18 protein-coding genes are annotated in these 20,463 nt (G+C 36.9%); 14 read left to right on the top strand and 4 right to left on the bottom strand.

Annotated elements, in window-relative coordinates:
• Window positions 1-1,434: 1,434 nt before the first annotated feature.
• From DF281_RS12975 to fabZ, 7 genes are all read left to right on the top strand, one after another.
• Window positions 1,435-1,677, top strand: a complete 243-nt coding sequence (locus DF281_RS12975; RefSeq protein WP_370447831.1) for a DUF1146 family protein — start codon at window positions 1,435-1,437, stop codon at window positions 1,675-1,677.
• 372 nt (window positions 1,678-2,049) lie between these two features.
• Window positions 2,050-3,348, top strand: a complete 1,299-nt coding sequence (gene murA, locus DF281_RS12970; RefSeq protein ID WP_109350685.1) for a UDP-N-acetylglucosamine 1-carboxyvinyltransferase — start codon at window positions 2,050-2,052, stop codon at window positions 3,346-3,348.
• A 599-nt stretch (window positions 3,349-3,947) separates the two neighbouring features.
• Window positions 3,948-4,940: a rod shape-determining protein gene (gene mreB, locus DF281_RS12965; RefSeq protein ID WP_109350684.1), complete on the top strand. Its 993-nt coding sequence runs from the start codon at window positions 3,948-3,950 to the stop codon at window positions 4,938-4,940.
• Between the two features lie 49 nt (window positions 4,941-4,989).
• Complete coding sequence (locus DF281_RS12960; protein WP_109350683.1) at window positions 4,990-5,829, top strand: flagellar hook-basal body protein; 840 nt, start codon at window positions 4,990-4,992, stop codon at window positions 5,827-5,829.
• An 11-nt stretch (window positions 5,830-5,840) separates the two neighbouring features.
• A complete protein-coding gene (locus DF281_RS12955) occupies window positions 5,841-6,671 on the top strand; it encodes a flagellar hook-basal body protein (protein ID WP_109350682.1) in 831 nt (276 codons plus the stop codon).
• Window positions 6,672-6,695: 24 nt separating this feature from the next.
• Entirely contained in the window at window positions 6,696-6,965 is a 270-nt protein-coding gene (locus DF281_RS12950; protein ID WP_232025957.1) for a DNA-directed RNA polymerase subunit beta, read from the top strand.
• 14 nt (window positions 6,966-6,979) lie between these two features.
• Entirely contained in the window at window positions 6,980-7,417 is a 438-nt protein-coding gene (gene fabZ / locus DF281_RS12945; RefSeq protein WP_109350681.1) for a 3-hydroxyacyl-ACP dehydratase FabZ, read from the top strand.
• Window positions 7,418-7,474: 57 nt separating this feature from the next.
• Here the strand turns inward: fabZ and DF281_RS12940 are convergent, their stop codons facing one another.
• Window positions 7,475-7,906: a YwpF family protein gene (locus DF281_RS12940; protein WP_307725176.1), complete on the bottom strand. Its 432-nt coding sequence runs from the start codon at window positions 7,904-7,906 to the stop codon at window positions 7,475-7,477.
• Between the two features lie 197 nt (window positions 7,907-8,103).
• Here DF281_RS12940 and DF281_RS12935 point away from each other — a divergent pair, with 197 nt between their 5' ends.
• Window positions 8,104-8,496, top strand: a complete 393-nt coding sequence (locus DF281_RS12935; protein WP_109350679.1) for a single-stranded DNA-binding protein — start codon at window positions 8,104-8,106, stop codon at window positions 8,494-8,496.
• A 76-nt stretch (window positions 8,497-8,572) separates the two neighbouring features.
• Here the strand turns inward: DF281_RS12935 and DF281_RS12930 are convergent, their stop codons facing one another.
• On the bottom strand, window positions 8,573-10,060 hold the full coding sequence (locus tag DF281_RS12930; protein WP_109350678.1) for a zinc ribbon domain-containing protein: 1,488 nt from the start codon (window positions 10,058-10,060) through the stop codon (window positions 8,573-8,575).
• A gap of 367 nt (window positions 10,061-10,427) precedes the next feature.
• On the opposite strand from DF281_RS12930, the gene DF281_RS12925 reads away from it, so the two are divergent.
• Together DF281_RS12925 and DF281_RS12920 are read left to right on the top strand one after the other, a co-directional pair.
• A complete protein-coding gene (locus DF281_RS12925) occupies window positions 10,428-10,697 on the top strand; it encodes an AbrB/MazE/SpoVT family DNA-binding domain-containing protein (protein WP_109350677.1) in 270 nt (89 codons plus the stop codon).
• 17 nt (window positions 10,698-10,714) lie between these two features.
• On the top strand, window positions 10,715-11,116 hold the full coding sequence (locus DF281_RS12920) for a type II toxin-antitoxin system death-on-curing family toxin (RefSeq protein ID WP_109350676.1): 402 nt from the start codon (window positions 10,715-10,717) through the stop codon (window positions 11,114-11,116).
• A 255-nt stretch (window positions 11,117-11,371) separates the two neighbouring features.
• On the opposite strand, the gene DF281_RS12915 is transcribed toward DF281_RS12920, so the two are convergent.
• Window positions 11,372-14,128 (bottom strand): DEAD/DEAH box helicase, encoded by a 2,757-nt coding sequence (locus DF281_RS12915; protein WP_109350675.1) that lies wholly within the window; start codon window positions 14,126-14,128, stop codon window positions 11,372-11,374.
• Window positions 14,125-15,702 (bottom strand): SWIM zinc finger family protein, encoded by a 1,578-nt coding sequence (locus DF281_RS12910; protein WP_109350674.1) that lies wholly within the window; start codon window positions 15,700-15,702, stop codon window positions 14,125-14,127. Before DF281_RS12910 ends, DF281_RS12915 begins: the two co-directional genes overlap by 4 nt.
• A 348-nt stretch (window positions 15,703-16,050) precedes the next feature.
• Here DF281_RS12910 and DF281_RS12905 point away from each other — a divergent pair, with 348 nt between their 5' ends.
• From DF281_RS12905 to DF281_RS12890, 4 genes are all read left to right on the top strand, one after another.
• The gene (locus tag DF281_RS12905; RefSeq protein WP_109350673.1) at window positions 16,051-16,491 is read left to right on the top strand and encodes an IDEAL domain-containing protein; all 441 of its coding nucleotides are present in this window, start codon (window positions 16,051-16,053) and stop codon (window positions 16,489-16,491) included.
• A 718-nt stretch (window positions 16,492-17,209) separates the two neighbouring features.
• Window positions 17,210-18,034, top strand: a complete 825-nt coding sequence (locus DF281_RS12900; RefSeq protein WP_109350672.1) for a transporter substrate-binding domain-containing protein — start codon at window positions 17,210-17,212, stop codon at window positions 18,032-18,034.
• Window positions 18,035-18,772: 738 nt separating this feature from the next.
• Window positions 18,773-19,438 (top strand): amino acid ABC transporter permease, encoded by a 666-nt coding sequence (locus DF281_RS12895; protein WP_109350671.1) that lies wholly within the window; start codon window positions 18,773-18,775, stop codon window positions 19,436-19,438.
• Between the two features lie 15 nt (window positions 19,439-19,453).
• Complete coding sequence (locus DF281_RS12890; RefSeq protein ID WP_109350670.1) at window positions 19,454-20,182, top strand: amino acid ABC transporter ATP-binding protein; 729 nt, start codon at window positions 19,454-19,456, stop codon at window positions 20,180-20,182.
• Window positions 20,183-20,463 lie beyond the last annotated feature (281 nt).

Genomic DNA, 20,463 nt, shown 5'->3' with positions numbered 1-20,463 from the left:
TTATTCTATAGGGAAACTCACTTGTTTTCTATTTTTTTGAATAAAAATAACGTTCATGAAGTTTCCGCACCGATCTGATTAGAGATCGGTGCTTTTTTCTTCACCAACGTTATTTATTGTAGAACCCTTTTTTTGATTCTACAATAAATAGGTTCTATTAAATAGGTTCTATTATATATGTTGGGGTATTAAAACAATTCACGTTGTAGCTTTCAGAAATAACGAATGCTTTCCGCTGACAAGTGCCGCACTATTTCTTTCCACTTTAGGTGGAAAGAAAAGAAAAGTGCAAAACACTCGTTCATCTGCGAGGGTATTGCAAGGTTTGAAGAGAAAGTAAAAGCACCATCACTTTCTCCCGAAAACCTGAAGTATCCCATAGCATATAGCGTTTGGAGCTAGACAAAGAAAGGATTGCTTCACACTTGTTTTTCGGCAGGAGTCCTCGTTATTTCTTTCAATGTTGATCTATGTGAAAAAATGCACTGCTTCGCTAATTCCTTAATACATAATAAGTGAAAAAAGGTGAGCTGTGGTATATGAAGTCTATAAGGATTAAAGATGTTTTAATCACAAAAATTGAAGAAAAGTATGTCTTTAAATTCAGATGCCTAAGATTTCTCGCGCTTGTCCATCCTGACATTCCATTACTTCGAAAGAATGGAATTAGGTTATTCAAATGTTTTTTTGAAAGGTATAATAACAAAACAAAAGTTATGAAACGCAATGCATACTGCTATAAACGATTCGATTGATTTACAGCCAAAATACTATTAGCAATCAAGTTCAAAAATGTTAGTTTACATCTGGGCTGAATAAAAAAAGGTGAATGAAATTGAAAATCCAATTTCATTCACCCCAATATTTTACATAGTCCCTAAATTACGTTGGTGAAGAAAAAAGCACCAATCTCTCATCAGATCGGTGCAGAAACTTCATGAACGTTATTTTTATTCAAAAAAATAGAAAATAAGTGAGTTTCACTATGGAATAAAAGTCTCGAAACAACAAACTAAGGGGGAAAATCACTTGTCTATTAACTGTGATATTTGAAATTTACTAGATATACAAGACTCAAATCCCCATTTTGGTATTAATTGCGTCAAACTAAAGTCGAATAAGTAAATTCATTTTAGTTAACTTATTCAACTAAGTATTGTAGGATAGCTTTATTTTTAAGATATTTGTAATGCTTTCTAGTAATAATAATAAGTGGAAAACAATCATTAATCCCAGCTTTATTGAGAGGATTTAGTATCCGTTTATAAAATAGCAAATATTTGATTGTAAAACCCGTTGAAAACGCATAAATTTGATAACTTTTTGAACAGGATAATTTTCAAACTACTTCGACTATTGTTTTTTTAGTAGCAATCTATCCCATTTCTTGCGATAATGAAGTTATGTGAAATTTTTAACAAGGGGGAGTGGCTAGTGGATTCAATCAACTCTATGTTAGGCATCAATGCGGTTCTCGGGATCATCTCCCATATCTTTTTTATCGCAGTAACTTTTTATGCTTTGCAAGGATTGATGTATGAAAAAATCTTCAAAAAAGGTAAAGTGTTTCAAATTCAAATATTGTTAATTTTTATTAGTATTGCATTGGGAACGACAGTATCGAGATTCTTTTTAGAATTTACTAAATGGTCACAACAACTACAATATCTTTTTTGATAAAAATTTTATTTTGAGTAGCACAATCGAAAACTTATAGTATATAGGCATTACATGATTATTTCCTGGGGAATAAGTGGAATACATATATTAATAGAAGTTTTACGTCATAGTTTCAAGGGTACTAAAACTACTGTAAACATTTCGCTTTCTGGGGAAATCGAAACCTGCGTTCGAATGTCTTTTCAGCATCTATAGTAATGTGAAAATCATTTAGAAAATAGTGTAAAGGGTTCTTGTATTACAGGCGGAAAAGGGGTAGTATTGTACTTGTTTTGTTACTAATAAATGACATCATACATTTAGAATTATATGGATTATTAAATAGATAAATTGCTGAAAGACAGAATATTAGTTCGGAGGGACAAATAAATGGATAAAATTATCGTCAAGGGCGGTCACGTGTTAAAAGGAAATGTAAGAGTAGAGGGTGCTAAAAATGCGGTATTACCAATTTTAGCAGCAACATTATTAGCGTCTGAAGGAAAGAACACGATTAAAAATGTTCCGAATTTAGCGGATGTTTATACAATTGATGAAGTACTAAAAAGCCTAAATGTGGAATTATCATTCTCACCAGAAACGAACACTGTTGAAATCGATGCTTCTAATAAATTATCTTCTGAAGCACAATTTGAATATGTTCGTAAAATGCGTGCATCAATTTTAGTTATGGGACCATTATTGGCACGTAACGGCTATGCTCGTGTAGCAATGCCAGGTGGTTGCGCAATCGGATCTCGTCCAATTGATCAACACTTAAAAGGTTTTGAATTAATGGGTGCGAAAATCTCTAACGGTCATGGTTATGTTGAAGCAACTACGGAAGGTCGCCTAAAAGGTGCAAAAATCTATTTAGACTTCCCAAGTGTTGGTGCAACTGAAAACATCCTTACTGCTGCGGCATTAGCAGAAGGTACTACAGTGATCGAAAACGCAGCGAAAGAGCCTGAAATTGTAGATCTTGCGAATTTCATTAATGAAATGGGCGGTAAAGTAGTTGGCGCTGGTACAGATAAGATCCGTATCGAAGGTGTAGAAAAACTTTACGGTACTACTCACCACATTATCCCAGACCGTATTGAAGCAGGTACTTTCATGGTAGCAGCTGCAATTACAGGTGGCGATGTAGTAGTAGAAAATGCTGAAGTAGAGCATATGACAGCTTTAATCTCTAAGATGGTAGAAATGGGCGTTGAGATCACAGAAGAGGCTGAAGGGCTTCGTGTACGTGCGACACACCCATTAAAAGCAGTAGACATTAAAACAATTCCACACCCTGGCTTCCCAACAGATATGCAATCTCAAATGATGGCATTAATGTTAGTAGCGCAAGGTAACGGTGTCATCACTGAAACAGTATTCGAAAACCGCTTCATGCATGTTGAAGAATTCCGCCGCATGAACGCAAACGCTAAAATTGATGGCCGTTCAGTAATTATTGATGGACCTTCAACACTACAAGGAGCAGAAGTAGCAGCAACTGACTTACGTGCAGCAGCAGCACTTATTCTTGCAGGATTAGTAGCAGATGGAATCACACGCGTGTCAGAGCTTAAACACCTAGACCGTGGTTATGTAGACTTCCACAAAAAACTTGCTTCATTAGGCGCTGACATTGAACGCGTATCTTCTGAAGAAGTAACTGAAAAAGAATTCCAGATTAACTAATTAAGTAATTCGAAAGAATCGTACTTTTAAACTGTACCCTATCAGATAGACACTTTGAAAAAAGTTCCCTGATAGGGTATTTTTTATAATAAGAAATAGATACACGATTAAAGATGAAGTAAAACGAGAAAAAAAGTTGTATGATTTATTACAATTTCTATAGAGTTAGTGGAATCTAAAAAAAGCTACAGTCTGTAAAATACAGAAGACAGCTTCAAAAATTTTGTGTACCTTTTTTAGAAAATATAAATATCAATTACTTTTTAAAAATAAACTAAGTAAAATACCGATCACCAAAAAAATAATTACTTTCAAAATCATACCCCCCTAAATTAATATATTTTCATCAATCAGATTCCTATAGATTTCTTCCAGTTCATCATCGGTCAAATTCTTTTTTTCTAATTCGATGTACTTTTTACCACCTTACTTGTACATGATCGCATATACATATTTCGTCACGTCTTTTTCTTATACATAATGTTTTGAATTAGCTTACTTCGAAAACCCTTTATTTGCAAATTATAGGAATAATCATATTTTTCACTTTCTGCTATGGTAGAATTATACATAATACTATTTTGCGAGGTGGAATTTGGATGTTTTCTAAAGACGTAGGAATTGACTTAGGTACGACAAATATTCTCATTCATTTAAAAGGGAAGGGCATTATTTTAAATGAGCCGTCCGTTATGGCAATTGATCCGAAGACGAAGAAAATATTAGCAGTTGGTGAAGATGCGAGGAAGATGATTGGTCGTGCGCATGGCAGAATCGAAATTGTGAAACCATTAAAAGATGGTGTCATTGACGATTTTGATATGACGGAAGCGATGTTGAAATATTTCATTCAAAAAATGAAGCTGAAAACTTTTTTCAAGAAGCCAAGAATATTAATTTGCTGTCCTTCAAATATTACGCCGGTTGAGCAAAATGCCATTAAAGAAGCGGCGATGCATGCAGGTGGTAGAAATGTCTATATTGAAGAAGAACCGAAAGTAGCGGCGATTGGAGCGGGGCTAGAAATTTTCCAACCTTCAGGGAGCATGGTCATTGATATTGGTGGTGGCACGAGTGACATTGCGGTCTTGTCGATGGGGGAAATTGTTACATCTGAATCCATTCGTATTGCAGGAAATCAATTTGATCAAGACATCATTCAATTCATTAAGCGTCAATATAAATTGCTCATTGGTGAAAATACAGCTGAACAAATAAAATGCCAAATCGCCACTGTTCATTTAGCCGAAAAAAATGATAAAATGGACATTCGAGGAAGAGATTTAATTTCAGGACTTCCGAAAAGTATCGAAATTTCATCAGAGGAGATTTTTGAAGCAATAAAAGAATCCGTTGATGCAATTGTTCGAACGACGAAATCCGTATTAGAGAGAACACCACCAGAGCTTTCCGCAGATATTATTGATCGCGGTATTATGCTTGCGGGTGGAGGCGCTTTACTGCATGGATTGAGTCATCTATTAGCAGAAGAATTACTCGTACCAGTCTATATTGCTGAAAATCCGTTGAATTGTGTCGTAGAAGGCACAGGCGAAATTTTAAAGAATCTTGATAAGATTTCAAAAAAATGATTTTCAACCGATACAATAGGTAGGATTTTTTTAGAGAGGATGAAGATCTTTGTTCAGAGGATTTTATACAGCATCGACAGGGATGATCGCGCAACAGCGACGTACGGAGATGCTTTCAAATAATATTGCCAATGCCAATACACCAGGATTCAAAGCGGAGCAGTCGACAATTCGCTCATTTCCAGACCTATTAATGTCACGCATCGAGCAAAAAGGTAACCCTTCATTACAAAATGGATTTGCTCCGGGTGGCGCACAAACAATCGGTTCTGTTAATAATGGCGTTTATATGCAAGAAACGCTACCAAATTTTGCACAAGGTTCAATTGTAGAGTCGGGTAACGTAACAGACATCGCCTTAACAGAGGGAAATGTGCCAATTGATGAAGAAACGGGTAAGCCGGGAACGATCTTCTTCAAGCTGCAATCAAAAGATGGTGGCGAGGCATATACGCGAAATGGTAACTTCACGGTTGATGGTGAGGGTTATTTAGTAACGCCACAGGGGAATTATGTATTGGATCAACAAAATAACAAAATTGCCCTTCCAAGTGAGAATTTCACAATTAGTAAGGAAGGGAATATTACCGTTGAAGGACGTGCAGCAGGCAAGCTTGGTGTTGCCTTCTCAGCACAACCAGATACGCTCGTAAAACGCGACAACGGACTTTTCTATACAATTGATAATGAACCACTCCAAGACGCATATGCGAACAATCAAGTGTCATTCACTTTAGAGCAAGGATTCACGGAAAGTTCGAATGTCGATTCTAGTCAAACGATGACAGCTATGATGGAAGCTTACCGTGTATTTGAAGCGAACCAAAAAGTGTTACAAGCATATGATCGCAGTATGGATAAAGCGGTTAATGAAATCGGTAGAGTATAGGAGGAAAGACGATGTTACGTACAATGCTAAGTGCAACAAATACGATGTCCCAACTACAAGGTAAGATGGACACGATTTCTCATAATATTTCCAACAGTAATACGACGGGTTATAAAGCGCGTTCGGCTACTTTCGGTGAATTAATGTATCAACAATTTAACAATGACAAAGAAGATCGTACACCTCGACAATCGCCAGTCGGAATTCGTATGGGTGTTGGTGCTCAAATTGCACAAACTCAACTGAATAACAAAGTGGGCGGCATTACGCAAACGAATCGTAAACTAGATTTTGCATTGACGAAAGAACGTCAGTATTTCTCATTCATTAATGAAAATAATGGCCAACTCGTTTTATCAAGACAAGGTAATTTCTATTTATCTCCTTCCGCAAATGGTGGGACGGATTTAGTGAATTCGGATGGTTACCATGTGGCTGATTCAAATGGTAAAGCGATTCAGTTTTCAAAAGATGTGTCGGACTTTACGATTTCGCCTGATGGTCGCTTGCAAGTGACATTTGCTGATGGTACGACTGGTCAGCAAGAGTTGGGTGTTGTACAAGTGGATAAGCCAAACTTACTTGAACAGGACCAAGATAAATATTTGCGATATTCGGAAGATATTGCGAGTAAATACCCGAATGAGAACAATATTGTCTATCAATTAACGGGGCAAAATCGCAGTCAAATTGAAGTTCAAGGTGGCGCTTTAGAAAGTTCTAATGTAGACTTATCTAAGGAAATGTCTGAGTTAATTAATACGCAGCGTTCTTATCAATTAAATGCACGTACGATTACAATGGCAGACCAAATGCTTGGACTCATTAATAGCGTACGTTAATATACACTAAAAGGAGATCAATCCATGGCAGATAGACAGGCTGAAACAAAGACAGTGACACGAAAAGAAAATAAAGAAATAATGGAAGAATTCTCAAAGAAATCTTACGCGAAAAAATCATTTTCATTGATTTCATTGCGATTATTTGTTGTGTTTGTTCTACTCGTATTAGCTGCAATTGTTGGGGCGATGATTGGTTTTGGTGTAATCGGTGATGGCGATATGTTAGATGTTTTAAAACCATCGACATGGAGCCATGTATTCGATATTATGGATGGTACACAAGATAAGTAGTAGGAGGATTTACGATGTTAACAGCTGATCAAATTCAACAAATCTTACCGCATAGATACCCATTCTTACTCGTTGATCGCATCACAGAGTTAGAAGAAGGTAAGCGTGCGAAAGGCTTTAAAAATGTAACAATCAACGAAGAATTTTTCCAAGGTCATTTCCCTGGTTATCCAGTAATGCCTGGAGTTTTAATTATTGAAGCAATGGCTCAAGTTGGAGGCGTTGCGTTACTTAGCTCTGAGGATTTTAAAGGACGTATCGTATTTTTAACAGGTATTGATAACGCTCGATTCAAGCGCCAAGTTATTCCTGGAGACGTATTAACGATGGAAGTTGAATTCCTGAAATTACGTGGTTCTATGGGTAAAGGTCACGGTAAAGTGACAGTAGGCGACGAATTAGTTTGTGAAGCAGATATCCTATTTGCGATTGGACCAAAATCAGAAGCATAATCAATAGAAAGAGCGTAGCGATTCCATTGCGGAGTCGTTACGCTCTTTTTGATTTTTCTATGGTTTGATGCGAGGTCTTGTCGACATATCTGAGCGGAATTTTTCAATCAATTGATCACCCGACAGACCATCTTCGACAAGTTTCTCAAGTAATAGCTCGGCATACTGTCTACGATGCGTTTTAAGCGTACCTTTCATCAAAATCGATACTTGGTCACCTAAATCTTCAATGACGTTTACAACGACGCGGAAGCCCGCTGGTTCGTTGTCTGGATAAGAAATAATGGCGCGTACTTCGATTACTTCATCGGTTTGAATGAACGGTTCAAAGTCAGCAGCATATTCACGATCCACGTACATTTCAAGGATCCAAGTGTGATGACTGTTCTCTTGGTTAATAATAATTCCGTCTACAAGTGGATAAGAAATAAAACCTTCATCTGAAAAACGTTCCAAAGTTAGCATTTTAAATGTTTTCAAATAAGCCACCTACTTTTTAAGATTAATAAAATTATAACATAAAGAAATCAGCTGTTTTTTAATAGTAGAGGTAATTTTGTTGAAAAGGTCGTTAATTTCTCGTATTTACAATCGTTTAATCCCCTCAAAAAAATAATATGCGGTTTTGAGAAAAGTTTTTGTCTGGATTATGATGTGAGCAACCTAAAGGAAAGGAAGGTGCAAATTTGAACAACGTCTCGATCGTCGGGCGCATTACGAAAAGTCCCGAATTAAGATTAGTTGCAGAAAATCGACAAGTGACGAGCTTTACTGTTGCGGTGAATCGGAATTTTAAAAATCAGCAAGGTGAAGTCGAAGCGGATTTTATTCTTTGCAATGCATGGGGCAAACTAGCCGAGCAAATCGTTAAATATTGCGGAAAGGGTTCATTAATTGGGGTTAATGGCAAATTACAATCACGCAATTATACGAATGATGAAGGCAAAAAAGTGTATGTGACCGATGTTTATGCAGATGAAGTGCGATTTCTACAACTGAAAAATCCGACAAATATGTTTGAACAAGTAGAAGAGTTTCAATTACCGACAAATTTGATGGAACAACCATCAGTAAAGTAATGCAGATACACGCTTGAGGGAGCATGTAGGCAGAAAAAAGGAGCGGTTGCCGATTGTAAGGCAACCACTCCATTTACTATTTGATTAATTCACGTTTTACAATTTGATCGATGACCCAGCGGAATTGCTCTTTCACTAAGATTGTTTCAGACTCATATGAATTCGAGTTGAGGCATACATCTGTGGAATAGACTTTGATTTTACCATCATCAAGTGCTTCTACACGGTTGACTTGTGGCTTTTCTTCCGTAAGTGAATGATTATTTTTAAAACAAACAGGGAGCTGTTTGAATGCTACTTTATTATATTTCTCAAAAGGCAGTGAATAAATTGCATTAGCGTATTCTTCTTCGAATAAAAATAGTAATTGATTCGGTGAGAGTTGATCTAAATTTTCTTCAAATTGATCTGTTAATATGGCAGTCTCAAGATGCTCCGATTGAAAACCATCACCAACTACTTCGTGTAACGCCCACGTTTTTTTCTCCGCATCATAAACGAATTTAGCAGAACCATCCGTAGTGTCAGTATTGTAGTAAGCGGAAACGCCTTTAATTTCATTATCTTCATTCACATATAAGAAATTTGCAAATAATGAATTGATTTCACCAATTTTCTTGCTCGATACTTTGACGTTATTATTTTTAAAAGTGTCAGTTGTCTCTGTTTCAGCAAGCTTATTGTGTTCGATTTTATTAATGGTGTCTTTTAAAAGTTCCAATAATTGTTCATTTTGCTTTTTAGAAACCAAGGATAATTCGGTTAAATCAATGGCTTCAAGTGGCAAAATAGGTGATACAACTTCACCCCATGGCCAATGACCGACGATTTGATATTCAGATAGGTCTGGGCTTAGTGTGTGTAAAGGATACGACTCTACTAGTTTTCTCAGAGAGATTCGTTCATCATTCAATTGAATTTCGATCTTGTCAAAGTAATGCGTTGAGAATGAGCCAGGTTTATCGATTTTTAAATCACGTAAATAGGGAGGGTTTTTCAACTCACTATTCTTTTTTGTGACTGAAACAGTTGTTTCATACGATGTTTTTAAAGGTTCACCAACTGAATGAACAGTGGCATTATATTTCCCCGGTAATAATTGTTCAAGTTCAACATCTTTAATCGCTACAGCATATTCTTTTTTCTTCGTTGCAATCGACATTTCATCTGATGTCATCTTGTATGTATTAAAGATTCGGCTTGTTTGAATAGAATGGAATAATTGCTCTGTTTTTACTTCACCGATGTCTTTTACTAAGTCTGCAATCGCTTGTGCTTCAGCAGTATTGATCTTTGAACCGTCGCGATGCACAATTGCTTTTTGGATTTTTTTAATATTTCGATCGCTCAAAATAGAAGTAAAAGCTTCTTCTGTCTTTGCAGCGGAATTGAATGAGTTGATTAAAAATATGAGTCCGAAAACAAGCACAGCTGCTCCGGCAATCATGATAGGTAAACGGAATTGACGGCTCTTTTTAGGCTTTTTTTGAATCTCTCCACATATAGGGCATACTTTCTCTTTTTCCCCTAATTGATGAAGGCATTTTGTACATAACTTCTCCAAAATAATTCCCCCTTTTCAGTTATATATTACCATATCGAGAAAGTGTTTTATAGGAAGACTTTTGCGATTATATTGCGTTGAAAGCTATAGCACTTGTCGAAAAACAAGTGTGAAGCAATCGTTTATTTTCGCTAATATCTCTTTTTAATGTTAAATAAATGATATAATTTCAGTTTTTTGTTATAACGATGATGTGATGTTATAATAAATAAAGAATGTAAGAAATGAACTTTGAGAAGGTAGACATTAGTTTTAAAGATTTATGGTGAAGAACTACTTTTTTTATTGAGTAGATTACTAAATGTGAAATTAGATAGGGATAGATATTTAGCGTAGAAGAATTCGCTTTATTGAGGAGGAAAATGACATGTCAAATATGCAATTTATCACTGCTCAAAAACCAATTACTCGCAAAATAACAAGTATAGGCAACTCGCTAGGTGTAACGCTACCCACAGATTTTATTAACAGTTTGAATCTTGAAAAAGGAGAAACTGTAGATGTTTTTTTACAAGATGATGTGATTGTTTTGAAAAAAACGCAAACACCTAAGAGTATTGATGAAGATTTATTGAAACTGATTTTTGAAGAAATGGAAGCGCATGATGAAGCCTTGAAAGGGTTAGCTAAGAGATAGAGGGGAGCTAATCAATCATGATTTATTATTATCTGACTGATCATGATGTGATAACTATTAATGCTATGGTAATTAAACAATATACACCATCTGAACCGATTCAGTTAAAAGACAGTGGTTTACTAAATTCAGCTACAAACAGACCAAAGCAATCTCTTGTTGGAGAAGATGCATATGCAGATATTTTTAGTAAAGCCTCAGCATTATTTGAATCATTAGCTAAAAATCATGTATTCATGAGTGCAAACAAACGAACAGCATGGATCTCGACTACAATTTTTTTGCGAAAGAATGGTTATGTTTATAGAAATGCAAATCAAAAGGAAATAGAAGATTTTGTTGTAGATTTTGTAAATGGGAAACATAATTTAACGGATGTTGAAGATTTTTTGAAAAGTAATGCAAATAAAATTAAATAAGTACACATATAAAAGAGGCATAGATTACTACCATGCCTCGCAGTTTAGGTGAGTGAAGTTGGATTTTCAATTTCATTCACCTTTTTGTGTTGGATTGCTAACCGTCTTTTGGCTCTAAATCAGTCGAATTTTCATTGCCTTGATTATAAGTGGAATATGATCATTGAAAGTTACAACATGAATTGTTTTAAGATCCCAACATATATAATAGAACCACAAAAAAACACCGCCCAATTGATGGACGGTGTGAATCGTTTAAAATGAAAAGCTTAGTAAATCTTTAATTTCTGCATCGTCGAGTTCGGTAATCCATTGACTTGATTGGATTAATTCTTCAGAGAGTGTTTGTTTCTCTGTAAGAAGTGCATCGATTTTTTCTTCGATTGTTCCCGTAGTAATGAATTTGTGTACGTGAACGAATTGCGTTTGTCCGATGCGGTAGGCACGGTCAGTCGCTTGGTTTTCGACTGCTGGATTCCACCAACGATCGGCGTGAAGTACATGGTTGGCAGCGGTTAAGTTTAACCCAGTACCACCAGCTTTTAATGACAGAATGAAGATGGGGAATTCGCCATTTTGGAAAGCTTCGACGAAATGGTCACGCTGTTGCTTCGGCATACTACCAGTAAGGAATGGTACATCCACATCATACAGTTCTGAGAAGCAATGCTGTAGTAAGTGACCCATGCCGATGTATTGCGTGAAGATTAGACATTGTTCGCCATTGTCGATGATTTCCGCACCCATTGAGACGATGTTTTTCACTTTTTCAGAACGCTTCATCATGACAGGCGCTTCATCGAAAGGCTCTTTCAAATAAAGTGCAGGGTGGTTACAAAGCTGTTTCAATTTATTCAACATTTTTAAAATAAGCCCTTTTCGTTCAAAGCCTGATAAAGTCTCGATTTTATGCAATGTTTCTTGAATGAAGCTTTCGTAAAGTACAGCCTGTTCCTCTGTAAGTGAACAATATTCCTTCTGCTCCAACTTCTCTGGTAAGTTCAGTTGTAGCTTCGGATCCTGCTTCGTACGACGTAGTAAGAATGGTTGGATCTTCTTACGTAATTTCTCTTTTACAAGATCAGAATCGTCACGCTCGATTGGCGCAATGAAATCCTCTTGGAAACGAGAGAAACTGCCTAAATAACCACGGTAAATGAAGTCGAAAATCGCCCATAATTCAGAAAGACGGTTTTCAACAGGTGTACCTGTTAAAGCGATATGATGAGCCCCTTGTAGGCGACGAATCGCTTTTGACTGCTTCGTATTCATATTTTTAATATTTTGCGCTTCATCCAAAGTGATATTTGTGAAATGGATGAGTTCCAGACCTTCAATATCCTGTGTAATCGTTCCATAAGTCGTCAAGATGATTTGTGTTTTCGATTCTTCTAAGAAGTCGCGGAAAGCCTCATCTTTTAGACGTTTTGAACCGTAGTGAAGATAAGTTTTCAAAGAAGGTGCGAAACGCTCAATCTCTTTTTGCCAGTTCCCAACAACAGAAGTAGGGCAAATGATGATTGTCGGTTCGGTTGGCTTCTCAAGTTCATAGACATTTAGTAAATATGCAATCAATTGAATTGTTTTGCCAAGTCCCATATCATCCGCTAAAACGGCGCCAAAATTTTGCTCACGCATGAAGCTCAACCAGTTCAAGCCTTCATGTTGATAAGGACGTAATTCCGCTTGTAAAGAAGGGGAAATCGACACTTCTGGTAAGCCTTGTTTGTCCATAATTTTCTGCACATAGTCGCGCAAAGAATTTTGCAGTTCAAGTTGAAGAATCGGATCGTCACGGTCATCCGTATCATCGAAATCGATTGGCATTTCCATCTCTTTCGGCAATTCTTGGAATAGTAAATCCTTCACCGTCCAATCTTCCGTCTCCGCTTGATCCATTAGACGTTGGATTTCTTGCATCCACGCAGCATCGACACGCACCCATTCCGTACCAGCACGGATGAATTCACGATTGTCAGACACCATCTGTTGAAATTGTTCCACAGGAATTTCCTGCCCATTTAAAGAAAGTTTCCAGTCGAAAGTCAAAATCTCTTGCAAACCAGCAGCAGATTTATAGTTAGAAGACGTACTCGCATTTGCCTTCACCTTCATTTTCGATTCCTTCACTTCTTTTAACCAAGCAGGAAGTACGATTTCAAAACCAAGTGCTTGAAGTCGCATGAAGTCCGAGCGTAGGAATTGGCGAACATCGGCATCTGAAATTTTCAATGTAAGCAATGAATTCGCATTGACGCCAACCATATAAGCGCGGTCGTCCAATAAATGAATCATTTGATTTTGAAGTGCGCGAACACCATCGACATGATCTACCCATTTCGCAGGAAGTACATTTTCAATTGCTAAATGAGATTTACGAGCAGGAGGAGTCCAGTAGACTGCTTTCGTTGTACTTCTTAAAACGGTCTCCAACACCCAAGCTTCTTCGCCTTCCTCTGGTTCGCGTAAACGAAGGCCGACTAATAGTTCGTCGTCGACATTTTTCTGAGTGATTGGCCAGCCACCATTTCGAAAGAACGGAAGTAGCGGCTCGACATCATTTAGTGACAAGCCCGCCTCAATTAATTTTTCTGATAGTGCTAACTTTAAGACAGTCGTAGCTTCTTCAGGTAAATCCAATTTGAATTGAATATCATCTGAAACGTCAATTTTGTCCCAAAGATTTTTGTCATGCCAAAGTGAACTCGCTAGCTTGAATGATTCAATTGTTTGTTCACAGTCTTCGAATCCAATGAATTTAACGAAGGGATGCATATTTTTTTCAAAAAAAAGCTCCACGATTTCTAATGAAGTAAGAATTAATACATCATCTTCAGAGCGCATATTTAAGCCGTAAAAACTCGCTTCATGTTTGAAAAAGAGTTGAGGAGTCCATTCTTCTAGTCGAAGTGGGCGACCTACTTGAACATCGTATCCAGAAAGGAAGAAAAGTCCGTTGTTACTTGTCTCGATTGTTAGTTCAAAAGGTTTTACAAAAGCGTTAGTCGTCATAGCATAAGGTTTCCTTTCTCGATTTCTTCTTGTAAAGCACGCATTCTTTTATAGTTTTTACGAACGGTTGCTACATAATCATTCCAAAATTCATTTTTCCCACTTTTCTTCGCAGCAGATTTCATTTTTTTCATTAAACGGACTGCTGTTTTATAGTTTTGTCGCGTTTTTTGCATGATTTCAACTTGAACAAGTGAATGGTAGAGAGGTAATAGTGAAGCTGGTTTTTCTTCTAAAATGGTTTTTAGCCCGCAGATTTCTAAAAAAGCGAGTGAAGTTGGGTATAGTTGATGAAGTGCAGCCCATTCTTCGTAACGTTTTTTGCGAATGAGGAAATTTGAAAAAGGCTGTAAACCATATTTTCCATATGCCGCAAAAAGTGTTTCCTCTTGTGCTTCAGATAATTCCACGCCCTGTCTTTCCTCGTCAAAACGCTTAATGAATGACATGCGGAAATGCGGTGCAAGCGATTCATTTATAAACTCTGGAAGAAGCGGAATGATGCGTTCGATAATTTGTTTGCGAACAGCCTCTTGATTATTTAATCCAGCAGTGCGCGCTAATTCGATCCAAGAAAGTACATCATCTACTTTCATCGACTCCATCTGTGCCTCAAGCTCATCCGTTTTATCCAGCATAACTAAGAAAATGGCCTTAATTTGCTCGATCGACAAGTCATCAGAATAACTATGCGCTGTTTGCAAGCGAGCTAATTCCTGTTCGCGATCTTTTGTCGAAGTGAATAAGTGATTCCACAATAATAGGTAAAGTTCGATTCGATTTTCGACAAAACCATGTTGATTTAATAAGAAGTAATGCGCCACATCTTTTAAAGTATTGTAGAAAGGATCCAATGCGAAAAGGCGTGAATTCGATTTTGCATCGCGCAACATATCCTCTAATTGTTCTAATTCATCTTCTATAAAATTATGATAGAAACTTTGCGCAGCCTCTGTTTTTGACTGGCTGAAATGTTTCCAAGTATGTGACAGAAGCGAGACTTGCATGAATACTAGGTAAATAGGCTTCCATTCACGCTCAAGCGGCATCTGCGAATATATTTGGTCGATCATATCTGAGAAAATACTATCTAATAAGTAAGGATTAAGATTTGTTTGTGTATAGAGATTTCGCTTGTAAATACCTTGCACAAAATTAAGCCAAGTTTCAGGTGTGCGATCCTCAGTTAATAGTGAAAGTTGTTTTGCTTGAGCATTCGAACGAAATTGCTCTAACCAAGTCGAAAGTGAATCAATGTATTGATACAGCGAAAAGATAGCTGCTAAAGTGTGTCGGCAAAAATCGTGATTGCCACATGAACAAGATAGCGAAATCGGGTTAAATGTTAAATTAACATTCGCCATGCTCGCATCTCTTACTGTGAAGACAGTAGTATCCGTTCGAGTATTATAAGTTTTTATTTTTACGTAATTTTGTCGAACTAAAAAAGCAGCTCGACGGACGGTCTCATCAATTTTAGGGTCGGACGAATCAAGTTGTCGCCCAAGTGTGTTCATAAAATCTCTTATTGATTCTTCTTCTGTACGTGCAACTTCTGCAATGTTTATATTCATTATTCATCCAGCTCCTGAAAAAAATCGTTCCTTCTATTATATCGTTTTTAAGACAATACGGAAACGAATAAGGAAAAATTTTTTATTCTGTCACAAAAGATTTTTAAAAAATTTTGAGTAAATGGTGGTGTGTACATAGATATGTACATCTACTTTGGTATAATCAAAGATTTTAATTTTGGCGAAAAATATTTTTTGTTTTTGTAGAGTGTAGTCACGGCAAGGAATAAAGACTAAATTTTTTGCATTCGACAATAAATGGTGGTTTGTCGAAAATCAAATAGTGGTAAATATACATAATTCACGATATTAGTTATCTGAAAATTTAAGCTTATAGGAGGGATGGTCATGCTGAAAATCCGAAAAATTGAGCCTTTCTACACGAAAAGAGATGGTGATTGTCTGAAACTAGTTTTTGCTTACCAATACTTTTCAATTTTAAAAGATGATGAACTATTTCATTTCATTCCGGTCGAAGGGAAAGAAATCATTATAGATCTAAAAACTTTGCAAATCGAAAACTTGTCAGATGTCTTCGTATTCCAAAAAAGCAGTCGTTTTATTCGACTACCGTTATACCAATTACTACTCGTTTCAAATATTCACGATCATTTGCAAATAATTTTAAATGATTTGGAACTTGAAAAAGAAACAAATTCAGCTTTTGCGACAATCAATGATGAAACGAAAACACTTATGTATGAGTTGGAGGAACAAAATCGATTACGAATGATTGATGTTGCACTCGATACACGAAATCGAGAACTATTTGATGAACTAACTGAATAAGAGAGAGAGGAGTTTTGAAATGAATCAATTCTTTTGAAGTAACTACTAACCTTGCGTTCCAGCGACTTAGTAGTTACTTTTTTTTAGTGCGAAAACCACCATTTCAAGTAAAAAAGGGAAATTGTGACAACCAGAAGTACGATGTTGAAAGATACAATCACTTTGTCGAAAACATCCGGTTTACGTCGATTTTTCTCTTTCATGAACAAACTCCTCTCCTTCATACTGAAACTTTATCCGTTGTTTGAAAAGATTAAACTTTACAAATATTAGATATTTTCCGATAATGTTAATAATAGGTATAAAAAGGAGGTTGTGGTTATTGGCTTATAGACCAGCTGACCTATTAAGGGAAAGAGTGAAAAATGGAAGTTTAGGAGACTTCTACAGAACGATGAGCAGTACAATGCGGCATTCGGTTCAGCTATAGAGTGGGGACTTTACGCTGAAGGTTCAAAGTGTGTGACGTATTGAGGGACGAGGAAGAAAATGATTACTGATCGAAATAATTGTTAAAGTTGGATGTAATGCATAAAAATGAGTTAGGTATACACTTTTTTGTGTAAATTAATGATTTTTATACAATAAAAATTAATAAAAAGGATTTTTTATGAATAATTACGAATAAAACGCTTATTTTTATGTAGACAAGTGTATAAAAATACCTTATAATTCAGTTTATCAACAATTAAAACAACCAATAAAAGGGGTTATTCATATGAAAAAGTGGTTATTAGCAATCGTTATGGTGACGATGGTCATCTTAGTAGGGTGTGGATCGAAAGATAACGGTGGTAGCGGTGATTCAAGCAAATCAACTGTCGCAAAAGTAAAAGAAACGAAAAAATTAGTAATCGGTACAAACGCTGGGTACTACCCATTCGAAATGATCGATAAAGAAGGCAAAATGGTCGGTTACGATATGGATGTAGCAGCAGCAATCGCAAAAGAATTTGGTGCGACAGTAGAAGTGAAGCAATTTGGTTTTGATGCTTTAGTCCCAGCTTTAAAATCTGGCAAAATTGATATGATTTTCGCTGGTATGACAATTACTGACGAGCGTAAAAAAGTTGTAGAATTTGCAGATTCATATTATGAAACTGGACAAGGTGTAATGGTTAAATCGGATACAGATGTAAAAGATATTAAAGATATCGACAAAAAAGGTAAATCAATCGCAGTACAAATTGGTACTACAGGCGCGATCGTAGCGAAAAAAGAAATCAAAAATGCTGAAATTAAAGAATTTGAAGATTTCCCAGCAGGTGCTTTAGCAGTTCAACAAGGCCAAGCAGATGCAATCGTTTATGATGAGCCAGCTATTAAAGTATATTCACTTCAAAATGAAGGTAAAGTAAGAGCATTAGATGGTTTACTTGCTTCTGATAAACTAGGAATCGCTATTCAAAAAGGTGATGACGAAACAGTTAAATTAGTAAATAAGTTCCTTAAAAAATACATCGGTTCTGATGAAGAAAAAGCATCAAAAGCAAAATGGTTCGAAAACAGTGACTGGTTAAATAAAGTAAACAGCCCAGAGTAATTACAGTTTGGTCAATGACTGCCTTGTAATGTTTAGGCATGCATTGGCCTATTTTTAATGATTTCTCAAATGAACAGGGCGACCTGTTTTTTGGGTTAGGTTGGGGAAGGGCAAGGTCAAGAGAGAAGAGCAAGAGCAAGTTCCACACCTGTCGGTATGGAGTGGTCATTTGGTTGGTGCTTATACATAGTTTGGTAAGGTGTGGTTTTTCTGCTCGGGTACTTGTCCAGCTTCAAGCCCCACACCTCTAGGTATTTTCAATCTCTCGGTTGAAAGCTGAAAAGATGCTTTCAATTCGAGCTTTCCAAATACTTGAGGTGTAAGCGGGGGCTTTCAGCTTTTAGTTTTGTCCAGGTCAAAAGGCTACGCTTATGAGGTCCCTTCAGTCTTTCGGTTGAAAGTTAAAGAACAACTTTCAATTCAAGCCTTGCAGGTACTCTAAGCGTGAGCAGCCTTTTTCACTTTTCGTGTGGTGTCTAGCCAAAACCACCACACCTCTAGGTATTTTCAATCTCTCGGTTGAAAGCTGAAAAGATGCTTTCAATTCGAGCTTTCCAAATACTTGAGGTGTAAGCGGTGTTATTGGCTTTTCGTATAGTGTCTAGCTTCAAGCCCCACACCTTGAGGTCCTTTCAGTTTTTCAATTGAAAGCGAAGGGCATGCTTTCTTCTTGAAAACCTTCCAAGGACTCTAGGTGTACCCAGGGCTTTCAGCTTTTCTAAATTAGGAGGTTATTTTATGTTCAATTATGATTTTGATTGGAGTGTCATCCCTGAGAATTACGACGTTCTAATCGAGGGTGCTTTACTTACTTTAGAGATTTCTGCGATTTCATTACTGCTTAGTTTGCCAATTGGTTTACTTTTCGGTTTTGGTCGTATTTCGAAAAATAGTTTCATTCGTTTCATCTCAAGTGCTTATGTTGAGATCATGCGTGGTATTCCGCTTCTTGTTCTTTTAATGTGGATTTACTTCGGGCTTGGTGGTATTTTCCATCTAAGTTCATACTGGGGTTCGATCATCAGTTTAGCGTTATTCGAAGCGGCGTTCCTTGCGGAGATTTTCCGTTCGGGTGTTCAGGCCGTGCCTAAGGGTCAGCTAGAGGCTGCTCGTTCTGCAGGGATGTCAAGCTATCAAGCGATGCGTTTCATCATCTTACCTCAAGCTGTTCGTCGTATTTTACCGCCAACAGCTTCTCAGTTCATCATCTTAATCAAAGACTCTTCACTTGTTTCAGTAATCAGTGGTGTAGATTTAACTTTAAAAGCAAAAAACCTAGTCTCAAGTACGTATCTTGCATTGGAAATTTGGACAGCGGTAGCGATTATCTACTTCATCATCACATTCTCACTGTCATTAATTATCCGATACTTCGAAAAGCGTATGTTGAAAAATGAATTATAAGAGGGGGACTAAACAATGATTACAATTAAAGATGTAAACAAAAGTTTCGGCGATCACCATGTTCTAACAGATATTAATTTTGAAATTCCAAAATCAAATGTTGTCGCTTTAATCGGTCCTTCTGGTGCTGGTAAATCGACGTTAATTCGTACAATTAATGCACTTGAAAGTATCGACACAGGCGAAATCATCGTCAATGGTACATCGATTCATGATAAAAAAACAGATATTAATAAAGCTCGTACAAATCTTGGTTTCGTATTCCAAAACTTCAATCTTTATCCGTTCCTGAGCGTTTTGGATAATGTGACAATTTCACCAATCAAGGTGAAAAAGCAGTCGAAGGCGGAAGCGGAAAAACGTGCGAAAGAATTACTAACTTCACTTGGTTTAGGTGACAAATTTGATGCTTATCCAAGTCGTCTGTCAGGTGGTCAGCAACAGCGTGTCGCAATCGCGCGTGCTTTAGCAATGGATCCAGAAGTTATGCTGTTCGATGAGCCGACTTCTGCACTTGACCCTGAGATGGTAAAAGAAGTGCTTGATGCTATTCGTAAATTAGCACACGAAGGTATGACGATGGTCGTTGTAACGCATGAGATGGGCTTTGCGAAAGAGATTTGTGACAATATCGTCTTCATGGCGGAAGGGAAAATTGTCGAGGTCGCACCTCCAGACAAATTCTTCTCAAATCCTGATTCACAACGTGCGAAAGATTTCTTAAAAGCTGTCTTAAATCACTAATATTTCAAAAAGGAGAGTCGTTGATGAAACGATTCTCCTTTTTTTATAGTTCAACGTGATATTTAAGTAAAAAAGGCGTATAATATTTTATTAAAAAGTAAAGTGAAAGAAGGACTATTAACCATGTCATTAGAGATGAACACACGAATTACAGATTTAACATCTGTTCGGTAGAATTCCCCCATCTTCTATAAGTGGGGGATGAATACCGTTCAGTTTGAGGGTTACCGTTGGTAACTCGAAAACTGATATAAAGGTCTTATCGCCTTTTTCTTTTAGCT

It is taken from the genome of Kurthia zopfii (assembly GCF_003143955.1).
In the GTDB taxonomy this organism is placed as follows: domain Bacteria; phylum Bacillota; class Bacilli; order Bacillales_A; family Planococcaceae; genus Kurthia; species Kurthia zopfii.
The sequence above is the reverse complement of the archived record's forward strand: the minus strand, read 5'-3'. Positions and strand labels throughout refer to the sequence as shown.